The organism is Rhizobium cauense, from assembly GCF_019511525.1.
GTDB lineage: Bacteria > Pseudomonadota > Alphaproteobacteria > Rhizobiales > Rhizobiaceae > Rhizobium > Rhizobium cauense.
In genome coordinates this window covers 16,036-29,668 of record NZ_JAEUAT010000021.1, presented here as the reverse complement: position 1 = coordinate 29,668, position 13,633 = coordinate 16,036, and the positions used below count along the sequence as shown (strand labels likewise).

Genomic DNA, 13,633 nt, shown 5'->3' with positions numbered 1-13,633 from the left:
AGCGTCAACTGGGTTCTGTCGGTGTTTCGAAACGGCAACGTTGGAGTGCTTCGTGCATCAGAAAGAGACGGCGGAGAGCCTGCGGCTACGAATCTTAAATTAGTGACTTATTAACCATGTTAATTAGAATTGTCTCTATCATGACGAAATGTTTCGCAAATTTGCCATGAAAGCCACATGATTAAAGTCTCGTTAGGTTGGTGGGATTAGGGGTGTCTGGCCCGGTTCGGGCGGATTTCTTAACCATAACGGTCTTGAGTGGCGTGGGACATATGAAACGAGAGTACAGGGCGGCGTCATTCGCAACGGGAATGCGATGGGTTGGGCTGTCGCTCATTTGCGTAACGGTTACGGCTTGCGGTACCGCGCCTGCGCCCACAAAGCGAACTCACGGCAAGGAGTATTTCTCGGAGAAGGAATACGGCGTCAAGGCTAGCCCGCGTGTTGCCACCGGCAACAATATTCCGAAGGGTGGTGGCCGGTATATCGTCGGAAACCCGTATGTGGTGAAGGGTAAATGGTACTACCCGAAGGAAGATTTCTCATACAGCAAGGTCGGCATCGCGTCCTGGTACGGCTCCGCCTTCCATGGTCGGTTGACTGCAAACGGCGAAGTCTATGACCAGATGCACCTTTCTGCCGCCCATCCGACGTTCCCGCTGCCGAGCTACGCCCGTGTGACGAATACGGAAAATGGGTCGTCGATCATCGTGCGTGTCAACGACCGTGGTCCTTATCACGAGGGGCGCATTATCGATCTGTCAAACAAGACTGCTGATATGCTTGATCTGCAGCACAGCGGCACCGGCAAGGTTCGCGTTGAGTATGTCGGTCGCGCCCGCATGGATGGCCACGACATGCCCTATCTGATGGCCTCCTATGTGCCGAAAGGCAGTCGCATTCCGGGCATCAATCCAGGCGGTGGCCAGATCGCGACCGGCGTCATGGTGGCGTCCAACAGCAAGCGCATAACGGCTGACCAGTTGCAGAGTTTTGGCGGGTTCACGCCCGAACCCGAGAGCGTGCCTGTGCCGGTGTCGGCGACGTCCTATGCCGGCTCGACGCCGAGCGCGAGCTACAATGCCGCGCCCGTTCCAACGCCGATGCCCGCGCCGTCTTCGTTTGGTGGTACGATGCCATTGGGCGGGTCGGCCGCTGGGCAGGTGGTCGTTTTGCCGGAGTACGGACCTTTCCCTTATGAGCGTCCCTATGGAGGTCAGCGCTCTCTGGCGATGGGGTATCAGGAAGAGGGCGTGAAAACCGTTACTGTCGAGCTCGCTTTCGATGCGGTCATGGTTCGCAACGACGGGCTGACCGAGGACTCGATCCTGGCATCGTTCAAGCGACAAAAGGCGGCAGCAGCGCGCGGCAAGTAGCGGCGGCCATTGCGCCGGTTTCGGTGTGTCGTTAGCATCGCCTAGGTCAGCCGGGCTGTGGGGTTTTCGGTGTTAAAGCGTTTTGTTCGTGTCTGTGTTTGCTTCCTGTCGCTTGCAACGGGCGCCGCTGCCGCAAGCAATGATGCCAGCACTTCATTTGTGACCAAGGCTGCCCAGGCCTACATGATCGAAGCATCCACCGGTACGGTGCTTCTGGCCAAGAACGAGAACCAAACCTTCTCACCGGCTTCGCTCGCGAAGCTGATGACGGTCGACCTGGTCTTCGACGCGCTCTCAAAGAACCAGATCACACTCGATACGCAATATCCCGTTTCCGAATATGCGTGGCGAACCGGCGGCGCTCCGTCGAGGACGGCAACAATGTTTGCGGCGCTCAAATCGAATGTCCGCGTCGAGGATCTGATCAAGGGTATTGCCATTCAGGGCGCGAACGACAGCTGCATCATTCTCGCCGAAGGCATGAGCGGTGGCGAGCCGGCCTTTGCGGCAGCCATGACGCGGCGCGCCAAAACGCTCGGCATGGAGCGGTCCCTTTTCGGAAATTCGACCGGGTTGCCGGATGGCAAGAGCAAGACGACCGCGCTTGACATGGTAACGATGGCCGCCGAACTGCAGAAGTCCTATCCGAGCCTTTATGCGTACTTCGCTCAGCCGGATTTCGAGTGGAACAAGATCTTCCAGCGCAACCGTAACCCCTTGCTCGGTTTCGGCATGGGGGTTGATGGCCTGGCCACAGGCTTTGCCGAAGGCGAAGGCTATTCCATTGTCGCTTCAGCCGAACGAGACGGCCGGCGGATTTTTATGGCGCTCGGTGGCATTGCCTCGGACAAGGAGCGGACGGAAGAGGCCAAGCGTGTGCTGGAATGGGGGCTGACCGCATTCGAAAGCCGTCAGATTTTTGCCGACTCCGAAGTGGTCGGTCAGGCCAGCATCTACGGCGGAATGCCGCGGCGCGTCGATCTCGTGGCGAAAACGCCAGTGAGCGTCTATATCCCGATCAACAATCCCGAGCGGCTGTCCGCACGCATTGTCTATCGCTGGCCGCTGATGGCTCCGGTCGAGGCTGGCCGCGAAATTGGGACGCTGCGGATCACTGCCGGAGGTCGCCTGTTGCGGGAGGTGCCGCTCTATACGAAGGAGACCGTTGCAGTCGGCTCCTTGAGCAGCCGCGCTGTAGATGCCCTGATGGAGCTGGGAGAGACGTTGCTGTTTTCGTGGCTGTGGGATAAGCCCGAGCCCACGTGATCGCCATATTCGCCATTCGGGGTGATAGAGTTGTTCGCCGGGCGGTTTCGCTTTTCGCCGCGTTCCGCTAGATGTACGGCGGTGGCGCGGACGAGCGCCGTAATGCAGGAAGTAGTCATTGCCATCCGGTACTGGGTTGTTTGTTACGTTTGAAGGCGGGGAGGGCGCGGGCAAGTCGACGCAGATCCGCCGCCTGGCCGAGGCGCTCCGTGCTCGCGGTCATGACGTCTTGTTGACGAGAGAACCGGGCGGGTCGCCGGGCGCTGAAGCCGTGCGTCATGTGCTTCTGTCGGGTGCCGCCGAGGCATTTGGCACGCGTATGGAGGCAATCCTGTTTGCAGCGGCTCGCAATGACCACGTCGAGGAGGTCATCCGACCCGCTTTGGCGAGTGGCAAGATCGTCCTTTGCGATCGGTTCATGGATTCGTCACGCGTCTATCAGGGCGTAACGGGTAATCTTGAATCGGAGTTCATCGAGGCGCTGCAGCGCGTGGCCGTCAATGGCATTGTCCCCGATTGCACGCTCATTCTTGATCTGCCGGCGCTGGCTGGCCTGGAACGCGCACGCAGACGCGGAGCCGCAGGCGACGTAGGCCCCGACCGCTTCGAGAAGGAGGAGCTCGAAACGCACGAGAAGCGCCGTGAAGCGTTTCTCGACATCGCCGCCCGAGAACCTGATCGCTGCCACGTCATTGATGCAATGCGGAGCGAAGAGGTTATTGCAGCGGAGGTTCTAGAGGCGGTTCTTCGGCAATTGCAGGGGCGGACTTCGGCCAAGCTGGCGGAAGCAGCTCATGAGTGACGAACGACCGGGGTTGCTGGACGGCGCCATCTGGCCAGCCGAAAACATCAAACTGTTTGGCCACGAAGGCGCTGAAGCGTTTCTCGCCCAGTCGTATCGCTCGGGTAAGGGGCACCACGCGATCTTGATCGAGGGGCCGCCAGGGATCGGCAAGGCGACGCTGGCGTTTCGTTTTGCGAACCATGTTCTGACGCATCCCGATCCGGGGAGTGCGCCGGAGTTTCTGGGCGACCCTGATCCAGCCTCATCGGTCAGCCGCCAGATCGCGTCGGGCGCGTCTCATAATCTGCTTCACCTGACACGTCCCGTCGACGAGAAGACCGGAAAGGTCAAGTCTGCCATCACTGTCGACGAGGTGAGGCGGGCAGGGCGTTTCTTCTCGCAGACGTCGGGAACCGGAAATTGGCGTATCGTCATTATCGATCCTGCCGATGACATGAACCGAAATGCCGCGAATGCAATTTTGAAGATCTTGGAGGAGCCGCCCAAGCGCGCCTTGTTCCTCCTGATTTCGCATGCGCCGGGCAAGCTGCTGCCGACCATTCGTTCGCGCTGCCTGCCGTTGAAGCTTTCGCCGCTGGAAGACAGCGCCCTTGGTGCGGCGCTCTCCAATCTCGGCATAGATGCCAGCGATCCCGGTCTGCTGGTGGCAGCGAACGGCAGCGTTGGCGAGGCACTGAAGCTGGTGAACTACGGCGGCGGCGAGATCATCGCGGCCTACAACGAAGTCCTGCAAGGGCAGGGGGCATCTGCTCGCCGCGCCATGCACCGGCTGGCGGACGCGCTTTCCGGCAAGGATAGCGACACGATTTTTGAGTTCTTTGCCAGCCATGTCGGCGAAGACCTGATGCGGAAAGCTCGTGCTGCGGCCATTGCGGGGCAGGTTGCAGTCGCCGAGCGGCTTGCTCGTCTACACTCTGACATCGGCGAGCGACTGACCGTTTCGGATGCTTACAATCTCGATCGCAAGCAAACGATCCTCAGCATCCTCGGAGACATCAAGCAACCGGGTCCCTGATCAGGTCGCAAGCAACTTCCATGCGACGACGGCGAGCGTCAGCGCCAGCACGATGCGGATTGTCCGCTCGTGAAGCTTCGGCGCAATCAGGCTGCCGGCAATGATTCCTGGGACGGAGCCGACCAGAAGGGCGAAGAGCATTCCCCAGTTGATCTCTCCGATCATCCAGTATCCCATGCCGCCAATCAGCGTCAGGGGAACGGCGTGGACGATGTCTGAGCCGACGATCTCGCGAACATCGAGCCGGGGGTAAAGCACGAGCAGTGCGGTGACACCGAGCGCTCCCGCGCCGACCGACGTCAGCGTCACCAGCGTGCCGAGTATCAAGCCGAGGACAGTCGTCCACACGGCGACCGTCGCCGGCTTCGGCGGGGCGCGTTCGCCGATCGAGCGCATCGCGAACGCAAGCACCTGCTTGCGAAAGATCAACATGAAGGCCGTCATCACCAGCAACCAGCCGAGTGCGGTCGTAATTGTGTGTGCGATATCGACGCTCTTGCGGTCGACGCCCGCCATGAGCCAGAGGGTCAGCAGGGCTGCCGGCACGCTGCCGGCGGCAAGACAGCCCACGATGCGCCAATTGACGCGTCCGTGCATGCCGTGGACGGCTGTTCCGGCCGTCTTGGTGACGGCCGCGTAGAGCAAATCGGTTCCGACCGCGGTAGCGGGATGAACCCCAAAGGCAAGCACCAGCAGGGGCGTCATCAGCGATCCGCCACCAACACCCGTAATGCCGACGAGAGCGCCGACGAGAAGTCCTGATAAGGAGTAGAGAGGGTCGAAATTGGAAAGGATGGTCAAGCAGCCGGCCCCGAGCCTGCGCTTGGCATGATGCTGCTGAGTGCTGGAGATCTCACGTCGATGCGGCCTCACCTTCGAGTTTGCCTTGGGTAGATTCTGACTGAAATCGAGTCAAGTGCAGCGGGCCCACGTTTCGCAAATCGCCGGAGCCTTTGAAACTTGGTGTTTCGCTTCGCCATGACATGCGCTAAGAGCGGCTGACAAATTTTATAGAGTAAGCCGGACACGAATGGCCGCCATGACAGACAAGACACCCTTCTATATCACCACCGCGATTTCCTACCCGAACGGCAAGCCGCACATCGGCCACGCCTACGAGCTGATCGCGACGGACGCGATGGCGCGCTACCAGCGCCTCGATGGTAAGGATGTCTTCTTCCTGACAGGTACGGATGAGCACGGTCAGAAGATGCAGCAGACGGCTAGAGCCGAAGGCATTTCGCCTCAGGAGCTTGCCGATCGAAATTCCGGCGAATTCCAATCGATGGCGACGCTTCTCAACGCCTCGAACGACGACTTCATTCGCACGACGCAGGAGCGCCATCATGAGGCTTCGCGCGACATCTGGAACCTGATGGCCGACAGTGGCGATATCTACAAGGATTCCTATGCCGGCTGGTACTCGGTGCGTGACGAGGCCTACTATCAGGAAAACGAAACCGAGCTACGCCCCGATGGTGTGCGCTATGGCCCGCAAGGCACGCCGGTCGAGTGGGTGGAAGAGGCGAGCTACTTCTTCAAGCTGTCCGAATACCAGGACAAGCTGCTCGCGCACTACGAAGCCAACCCGGATTTCATCGGCCCTGCGGAACGCCGCAACGAAGTTATCTCGTTCGTGAAGTCGGGGCTCAAGGATCTCTCGATCTCGCGCACGACGTTCGATTGGGGCATCAAGGTACCGAACGACCCTGACCACGTGATGTACGTGTGGGTCGACGCCCTGACCAACTACATCACCGCGACCGGCTATATCGAAGACAAGAATGGTCCCCGGGCCAAGTATTGGCCAGCCGACGTTCACATCATCGGCAAGGACATCATCCGCTTTCATGCGGTCTACTGGCCGGCCTTCCTGATGTCGGCGAAGCTGCCGCTTCCCAAGCGTGTCTTCGCGCATGGCTTCCTGCTCAACAAGGGCGAGAAGATGTCGAAGTCGCTCGGTAACGTGGTCGATCCGGTCAATCTGGTGAACCATTTCGGCCTCGATCAGGTACGCTACTTCTTCCTGCGCGAAGTTTCCTTCGGTCAGGACGGCAGCTACAGCGAAGAGGCCATCGGCACGCGCATCAACTCTGACCTTGCCAACGGCATCGGAAACCTCGCCAGCCGCTCGCTGTCGATGATCGTCAAGAACTGTGACGGCAAGATCCCCGAATGCGGTCCGCTGACGGACGAGGACAAGGCGATGTTGGCTCAGGCCGACGCGCTGCTCGCTTCGACACGGGACGATATGGGCAAGCAGCTCATCCATCGTGCTCTTGCCTCGATCATTGCGGTCGTTTCCGAAACTGATCGCTATTTCGCCGGCCAGGAGCCGTGGGCTCTGAAGAAGACCGATCCCGCGCGCATGGGCACCGTGCTCTATGTGACAGCCGAGGTCGTCCGCCAGATCGCGATTCTGCTGCAGCCATTCGTGCCTGAGTCGGCCGGCAAGCTCCTGGATCTCGTCGCGGCTCCTGCCGACAAGCGTGACTTCGCAGCACTGGGCGAGGGCGGTCGTCTTATCGCCGGTACACCCCTCGAAGCGCCGAAGCCCGTCTTCCCGCGCTACGTCGCGCCGGAAGCGTGAGGACGTCATGCTGATCGATACGCATTGCCATCTGGATTTCGCCGACTTCGAAGAGGAGCGCGACGAGATCGTCAAGCGTGCTCACGACGCTGGCGTCAAGCAGATGGTGACGATCTCGACGCGTGTGCGCAAGCTGGAGGCGTTGCTGGCGATCACGGAGAAGTATCCGTCGGTCTTCTGCTCCGTCGGCACGCATCCGAACAACGCCGGCGACGAACTCGACATCCAGGCGGATGAACTGGTTCGCCTGGCCAAGGCGCACGAGAAAATCGTGGCGATCGGCGAGGCGGGTCTCGACTACTTCTATGACACGCAGAAGCCGGAGGACCAGAAGACGGGACTGCGGCGTCACATCGATGCATCGCGCGAGACGCAGCTTCCCCTTATAATTCACAGCCGTAGCGCGGATGAAGACATGGCAGCGATCCTCACCGAGGAGACCAGCCGGGGAGCATTTCCCTTTATCCTTCACTGTTTTTCGTCGGGCGCGGAACTCGCAAGAGTTGGCGTCGAACTTGGTGGCTACGTCTCTTTTTCCGGCATTCTGACTTTTCCGAAGTCCCAGCAACTGCGCGATATTGCCAAGACGATCCCGCACGACCGCCTGCTGGTCGAGACCGACGCGCCGTACCTTGCGCCGAAGCGTTGGCGCGGCAAGCGTAACGAACCATCCTACGTGGTGAACACGGCCGAGGTTCTGGCCGAAGCACTCGGCCTGAGCTATGCCGAAATGGCGCGGATCACGACTGAGAACGCGTTTCGCGTTTTCTCCAAGATGCCAAGGATCTGACAGCGTGGGCTACAGGCGGCGTTTCACCATTCTCGGCTGTTCGTCGTCGCCAGGCGTGCCGCGCATCACCGGTGATTGGGGTGCCTGCGACCCGTCCAACCCGAAGAACCGGCGTACTCGCGCGGCCTTCATGGTGCAGCAATACGATGACAACGGCGGCGTGACGACCGTTGTCATAGATACCGGGCCGGACTTTCGCGAGCAGATGATTGCCGCACGCGTCACTCATATTGACGCCGTTCTCTATACTCATGCCCATGCAGACCACATCCACGGTCTCGACGACCTGCGCGGCTATTTCTACGGGGCGCAGCAGCGCGTTCCGATCTATGCTGTGCCGGAGACCATGGACCGCATTCGACAAGGGTTCGGCTACTGCATTGAAACGCCACCCGGCAGCAATTATCCTCCGATCGTCGAAGCAAAAGTCATCGAAAGCCTCGACGTCCCGGTTCGGATCAGCGGTGCAGGTGGGACCATCTCGATCCGGCCGCACCTGCAACAACATGGCGACATAAATTCGCTTGGCGTTCGGATTGGAAATGTCGCTTATTGTAGCGATATCAGCGACTTTCCGCCTGAAACTGTTGCAAAACTTGAGGATCTGGATGTCCTCATCATCGACGCGCTGCAGTACCGTTACCACCCGAGCCATTTGTCGCTGGAGCAATCTCTCGACTGGATCGACCGGCTCAAACCGAAGCAAGCCATCCTGACTCATATGCATACGCCGCTCGACTACGACACTGTCATGGCCGAAACGCCGGATCACGTTGTTCCGGCCTATGACCAGATGAGCTTTGAGGTCGAACTGACGGAACTCGAAAGCGCCTGACGGTCAGCGCTACGTCCTAGCGGCATTGCCTGCGAAGCCTCCAAGATCGCCACACTTGGCGGCGCCTTCAGGGCGGCGGCAAAGCAGCAATCCTTGCGAAATAACACAGAGACCCTGCATTCGCCTGACGCTCCTGGCTCGATCGCATGCCCTCCATTTAATCATAGCTGCAATGGGGCCGATGGATATGAGAGGGGAGTAATATACAGGTCCCGCACGGTATAATACGGTATTTTACTTCGCAAGCGACGGTTGTTGATCAACCTTTATCGAAAAGCCCGGTCGCCAATGGGCCATGCGGGTTGGAGGGGGCTCGTTAAAGAGCATTGCCTGAGTGCGCTTCAGGGCCGGGTCGCTTCATTCTCCCGCAATGAAGTGTGAGAGGTTCCGATGGTCGACTGGTTTGGTCAGCACGCCCGCACCTATCCGGAAATTGAAGCTGCGGGCATACGCATCTGCAGATCACCCGCCGCGACCAAGCGAGCAGGACGGCGGCTGTATCGGCCGAGACGGAATCGTAAACCAGCGTTTGGAGATCGCGATGCCAACGAAGAGCGCACATATCGATCACTTTCGGCTCCTGCACTCGTCACGTGCCGATAGCTGGCGCGCCATTACGACGCTTGCCGATGCCTGGGCGACCAAAGGCGGGAGCAGGCCGGCACTGGAGGCAGCGCTGGCAAACCTGGAGGCCATGGAAGAATACCACGCCTATCCTGGGTCGCGATTGATGACCGCGCTCAGCGAGCGCATCGCGACCAACGATGCGGGAGGAGCCGCACAACTGACACGGCGTATCTCGAACGGACTGCTGACGCATGCCTATCGCGGCCGCGCGGCGGAATGGGATGCCCATGAAGAGCTGTCGCCGAACGAGGTTGCGGACATCATGCCGCCGGCGACCGGCGAGGTGGGCGGACACCGCCCCTATTTCGAAGTGCTCTTCGTCAACAGCCAGCCGGCAGCACGCTGGCCCGCTTTTGCTAGAGAGATCCGCAGGCTGCGCCGCCCGGAAGATGCCTTTGTCTACGAGCCCGTCATTGTCGGTTCCTTCGAGGATGCCATTTGTGCCGCAGCTCTAAACCCTGACATCATTTCAGTCGTCCTCGCAGAAGGTTTCCCTTACCGTTCGCGGCACGATGCGCCGGTGCTTCGATCGGTTCTGGACCCGCTCGGAGAATCGGACAGTCCTGACATGTCGGCGCTGCGCTTGGCTCGCGCCTTGCGCCGAATCCGCCCCGAACTCGATGTCTATCTGCTCTCCGACCGCCAGGTCGAGAAGATTGCCGGCGACCCGGCCGCCGATGCCATCCGCCGCATTTTTTATGCCGTCGAAGAACTGCTCGAATTGCACCTGGCCGTTCTGGAAGGGGTGCAGGCGCGCTTTGAAACACCGTTCTTCGACAATCTGAAGAAATACGCGCGCCGGCCGATCGGCACTTTCCACGCACTGCCGATCGCTCGTGGCAAGTCGGTCTTCAAATCCGACTGGATCCGTGACATGGGGGAATTTTACGGCCTCAATCTGTTTCTGGCGGAAAGCAGCGCCACGACAGGGGGCCTCGACAGCCTGCTGGAGCCTACGGGGAACATCAAGCGTTCGCAGGAGATGGCGGCGCGTGCCTTTGGTGCAGACCACGTGTTTTTCGTCACCAACGGAACGTCCACATCCAACAAGATGGCGGTTCAGGCACTGTTGGCGCCGGGCGACATCGCCGTGGTCGATCGCAACTGCCACAAGTCCCATCACTACGGAATGGTTCTCACCGGGGCGCAGCCCTACTACGTCGAAGCCTTCCCGATGACGGAATACTCGATGTACGGCGCCGTCCCGCTTGCTACCATCAAGCGGGCATTGCTGGCGCTTCGCGCGGAGGGGAGGCTCGGTCGGCTGAAGCTGCTTGACCTCACAAACTGCACCTTCGACGGACACATGTACAATGTCAGGCGGGTGATGGAGGAGTGCCTCGCCATCAAGCCAGACATTCTCTTCCTATGGGACGAGGCGTGGTCGGGCTTTGCCCGTTTCTCGCCATTTCTACGCCCGCGCACGGCCATGGGGGCTGCTGCCGACATCGAGGATTGGCTGCGGGATCCCGCCTCCGTTGCGGCCTATGAGAAACAACGTGCCGCGCTTGGCGACAATCCATCAGACGAAACGCTGCTCTCAACCCGGCTCATTCCCGACCCGCGCTCCGTGCGTCTCCGGGTTTACCAGACCAATTCTACACACAAATCGATGTCGGCCATCCGTCAGGGCTCCATGCTGCTGGTCAAGGACGTGGACTTTCACACGGTCGAGGCCCAGTTCCACGAAGCAGTCTTCACACACGCATCGACCAGCCCAAACCAGCAACTCATCGCCAGTCTAGATGTTGCCCGTCGACAGATGGAGCTCGAAGGGTATGGCCTGGTGATGAACGCAATCGAGATCGCGCTCAAGATCCGACAGGCGGTTAACGAACACGAATTGGTGTCGAAGTACTTCCGCATCCTTGGCGCTGACCAAATGATCCCAGCGGCCTATCGTCAGTCGGGCTTCAAGGACTATCTCGCGCCGGACTCAAGTTGGGCGACAGCCGTCAAGGCGATGCGGGAGGACGAGTTCTACCTCGATCCAACACGCATGACGCTGGTTTGCGGCACCGCCGGCTTCGACGGGACGCAGTTCAAGGGACTTCTGGCAAACCAGTACAATATTCAGCTCAACAAGACCTCGCGCAACAGCGTTTTGCTGCAGTCGAATATCAACAACACGCGCAGCGACGTTGCCCATCTCATCAGGGTTCTCGTCGAGATCTGCCATGATATCGAGAAACGCCTCGCCGACGGTGGCGAAGCCGAGCGCGCCGCTTTCGAGGCGCGCGTCAAGTCATTGATGACCGACGTGCCCGACCTTCCCAACTTCAGCCATTTCCACGAGTTGTACCGCAGCGATGCGGGCCGCACGACACCTGAGGGCGACATGCGGAGCGCCTTCTTCAATGCCTACGATGCTTCGCTTTGCGAGTACGTACCGCTGAACGGTGCCGAATGCGATCGAAGATTGCGCGAAGGGCCGGAGATGGTCTCTGCCAACTTCGTCATTCCCTATCCGCCGGGATTTCCAATCATGGTGCCGGGACAGGTGCTGACGCAGGAAACGATCGACTTCATGCGCAAGCTCGATGTGAAGGAGATCCATGGCTATGAAAAAACGAGGGGACTGAAGCTGGTCAAGCCTGATGCTGTCGCTGCCAAGGCGAAGCGCTGAGGCTCGGCCTGGTGGCATGTCCGCGCAGGTTTGACTTGGTTGGGTGTCTCAGGGATTGAGGCCCGCACAGCGCGCGGTATTCAGAACGTGAGTTTCCATTTCCTTGCGGGCACGCTCCGGATCATTGTCACGAAGGGCCGAGATGATCCGGCGGTGCTCAGCGATGGAAGCCTGCATGCGCGCCGGCTCGGTGATCGGGATTGGCTGGCGCTGTGTCTCCGTCAGTTGCGCACGGATTACGTCGTAAAGAGCGCGCATCATGGCATTGCTGCATGCCGATGCGACGATCGCATGAAACTCAAGGTCTGCCTCGACATTTGCGAGCAGATCCTGCTTCGCCCAGCATTCTTCCATCTGTTTCGTCGCCGCTTCCATCGCCTGCAGCTGGTTGCCGGTTAGGCGGCCGGCGGCCAATGAGGCGATGCTTCCTTCAAGCATGATGCGTGTCTGGAAGACATCGAAAACCGAGTAGCTGTCCGAGTAGCGCCAAGGCGCCATGTCATTCTTGGAGGCGCTGGCGCGGTCGGCGACGAAGGTCCCGCGTCCGGCTTCCGTTTTTATCAAGCCGAGCGTTTCCAGTGTCAGCAATGCTTCGCGCAGCGAGGCACGACTGATGCCGAGCTTTGTCGAGAATTCGCGCTGGGAAGGGATCTTCTGGCCGGCCGCCAGTTCACCGCGCTGGATCATGTCCTGTATCAGCCGCGCCGCCGATTGCGGCACCAGTGTCCTGTTCAGCATGCTGTCGTCTTTCAGCGGAATGAGGCCCGCGTTGGTTCGTATCGCATTTTAATCATCAGTCGCTTGCATAATTCAATAGACCGTGCTTGATTTGGCCTGACTGGTCAGACCGGTTAGACCAATAGCAAAAATGCGCACTACAAAACAAGGGGAACCTAAATGCGTCGTTTTTCGATTTTGAAGACTGTCATGCTTTCAGGTGCTATGGCGTTGGTGGGTATGGCCACTAACGCTGCCGACCTGACCGTTGGCGCCAATATTGGCAATGTTCCGTGGGAGTTTCAGGACGAAACCGGCAAGACCGTCGGATTCGAAGTCGATCTCGTCACTGAGATTGCAAAGCGTCTCAATAAGTCCGTGGAGTTCGTAAACATCCCGTTCAATGGGCTTTTCTCGGCCGTGCAGTCGGGCCGCATCAACATGGCGGTTTCGTCGATCACCATAACGGAAAAGCGCTTGGAGTCGGTGAGCTTCGCTCAGCCTTACTACGATAGCGATCAATCGCTGACCGTCATGGCGGCAAGTGGCGTCAAGGATCTGAGCGGGATGGGTGGCAAGGTCGTGGGCGTCGATACGGGCTCGACCGGCGACATGTGGGCAACCAATAACACTGCCAAATACAGTCTCGGCGAGATCCGCCGCTTCGAGGGTCTTCAGCCGGCTATGCTCGATCTCGCTGCAGGTCGTGTTGATGGCTACATCAGCGACATCCCGGCGCTGCAGTACTACGTCAAGGACAAGCCCGAGATTAAGGTGGTCGAACGCATCCCCACTGGTGAGAAGTATTCGATCATGTTCAACAAGGGTGACCCTCTCGCAAAGGAGGTCAACGACGTGATCACGAAACTGAAGGGTGAGGGCTTTATCGCCAAACTGCACGAGACCTGGTTCGGCGCGAAGGCCGAAGATACGACCTCCACGGTCAAGGTCGCAGACATGCCTGCGGCAAAATAAGTCGGTTGGCC

General features: G+C 59.5%; 11 protein-coding genes. 9 read left to right on the top strand and 2 right to left on the bottom strand.

Annotation, left to right across the window (positions count from 1 at the left end):
• Positions 1-272 precede the first annotated feature (272 nt).
• The 4 genes from JNB88_RS27870 to JNB88_RS27855 all read left to right on the top strand — a co-directional run bounded on the left by JNB88_RS27870 (position 273) and on the right by JNB88_RS27855 (position 4,462).
• The gene (locus JNB88_RS27870; protein ID WP_220358297.1) at positions 273-1,376 is read left to right on the top strand and encodes a septal ring lytic transglycosylase RlpA family protein; all 1,104 of its coding nucleotides are present in this window, start codon (positions 273-275) and stop codon (positions 1,374-1,376) included.
• Positions 1,377-1,445: 69 nt separating this feature from the next.
• Positions 1,446-2,642, top strand: a complete 1,197-nt coding sequence (locus JNB88_RS27865; RefSeq protein WP_220358296.1) for a D-alanyl-D-alanine carboxypeptidase family protein — start codon at positions 1,446-1,448, stop codon at positions 2,640-2,642.
• A 118-nt stretch (positions 2,643-2,760) separates the two neighbouring features.
• Positions 2,761-3,444: a dTMP kinase gene (tmk, locus tag JNB88_RS27860; protein ID WP_220358295.1), complete on the top strand. Its 684-nt coding sequence runs from the start codon at positions 2,761-2,763 to the stop codon at positions 3,442-3,444.
• Positions 3,437-4,462 (top strand): DNA polymerase III subunit delta', encoded by a 1,026-nt coding sequence (locus JNB88_RS27855; RefSeq protein ID WP_220358294.1) that lies wholly within the window; start codon positions 3,437-3,439, stop codon positions 4,460-4,462. The genes tmk and JNB88_RS27855 overlap by 8 nt, the downstream gene beginning before the upstream one ends.
• On the opposite strand, the gene JNB88_RS27850 is transcribed toward JNB88_RS27855, so the two are convergent.
• A complete protein-coding gene (locus JNB88_RS27850; protein WP_220358293.1) occupies positions 4,463-5,263 on the bottom strand; it encodes a sulfite exporter TauE/SafE family protein in 801 nt (266 codons plus the stop codon). It abuts the gene before it with no gap.
• 238 nt (positions 5,264-5,501) lie between these two features.
• Here JNB88_RS27850 and metG point away from each other — a divergent pair, with 238 nt between their 5' ends.
• The 4 genes from metG to JNB88_RS27830 all read left to right on the top strand — a co-directional run bounded on the left by metG (position 5,502) and on the right by JNB88_RS27830 (position 11,930).
• The gene (metG, locus tag JNB88_RS27845) at positions 5,502-7,052 is read left to right on the top strand and encodes a methionine--tRNA ligase (protein ID WP_037128196.1); all 1,551 of its coding nucleotides are present in this window, start codon (positions 5,502-5,504) and stop codon (positions 7,050-7,052) included.
• 7 nt (positions 7,053-7,059) lie between these two features.
• On the top strand, positions 7,060-7,842 hold the full coding sequence (locus JNB88_RS27840) for a TatD family hydrolase (protein ID WP_220358292.1): 783 nt from the start codon (positions 7,060-7,062) through the stop codon (positions 7,840-7,842).
• A 4-nt stretch (positions 7,843-7,846) separates the two neighbouring features.
• Complete coding sequence (locus tag JNB88_RS27835) at positions 7,847-8,677, top strand: MBL fold metallo-hydrolase (RefSeq protein ID WP_220358291.1); 831 nt, start codon at positions 7,847-7,849, stop codon at positions 8,675-8,677.
• Positions 8,678-9,218: 541 nt separating this feature from the next.
• Complete coding sequence (locus JNB88_RS27830) at positions 9,219-11,930, top strand: aminotransferase class I/II-fold pyridoxal phosphate-dependent enzyme (RefSeq protein ID WP_220358290.1); 2,712 nt, start codon at positions 9,219-9,221, stop codon at positions 11,928-11,930.
• A 48-nt stretch (positions 11,931-11,978) separates the two neighbouring features.
• Here JNB88_RS27830 and JNB88_RS27825 read toward each other — a convergent pair whose 3' ends face one another.
• The gene (locus JNB88_RS27825) at positions 11,979-12,668 is read right to left on the bottom strand and encodes a FadR/GntR family transcriptional regulator (RefSeq protein WP_220358289.1); all 690 of its coding nucleotides are present in this window, start codon (positions 12,666-12,668) and stop codon (positions 11,979-11,981) included.
• Positions 12,669-12,827: 159 nt separating this feature from the next.
• Between JNB88_RS27825 and JNB88_RS27820 the strand changes: the two genes are divergently transcribed.
• The gene (locus JNB88_RS27820) at positions 12,828-13,622 is read left to right on the top strand and encodes a transporter substrate-binding domain-containing protein (RefSeq protein ID WP_220358288.1); all 795 of its coding nucleotides are present in this window, start codon (positions 12,828-12,830) and stop codon (positions 13,620-13,622) included.
• Positions 13,623-13,633: the final 11 nt, after the last annotated feature.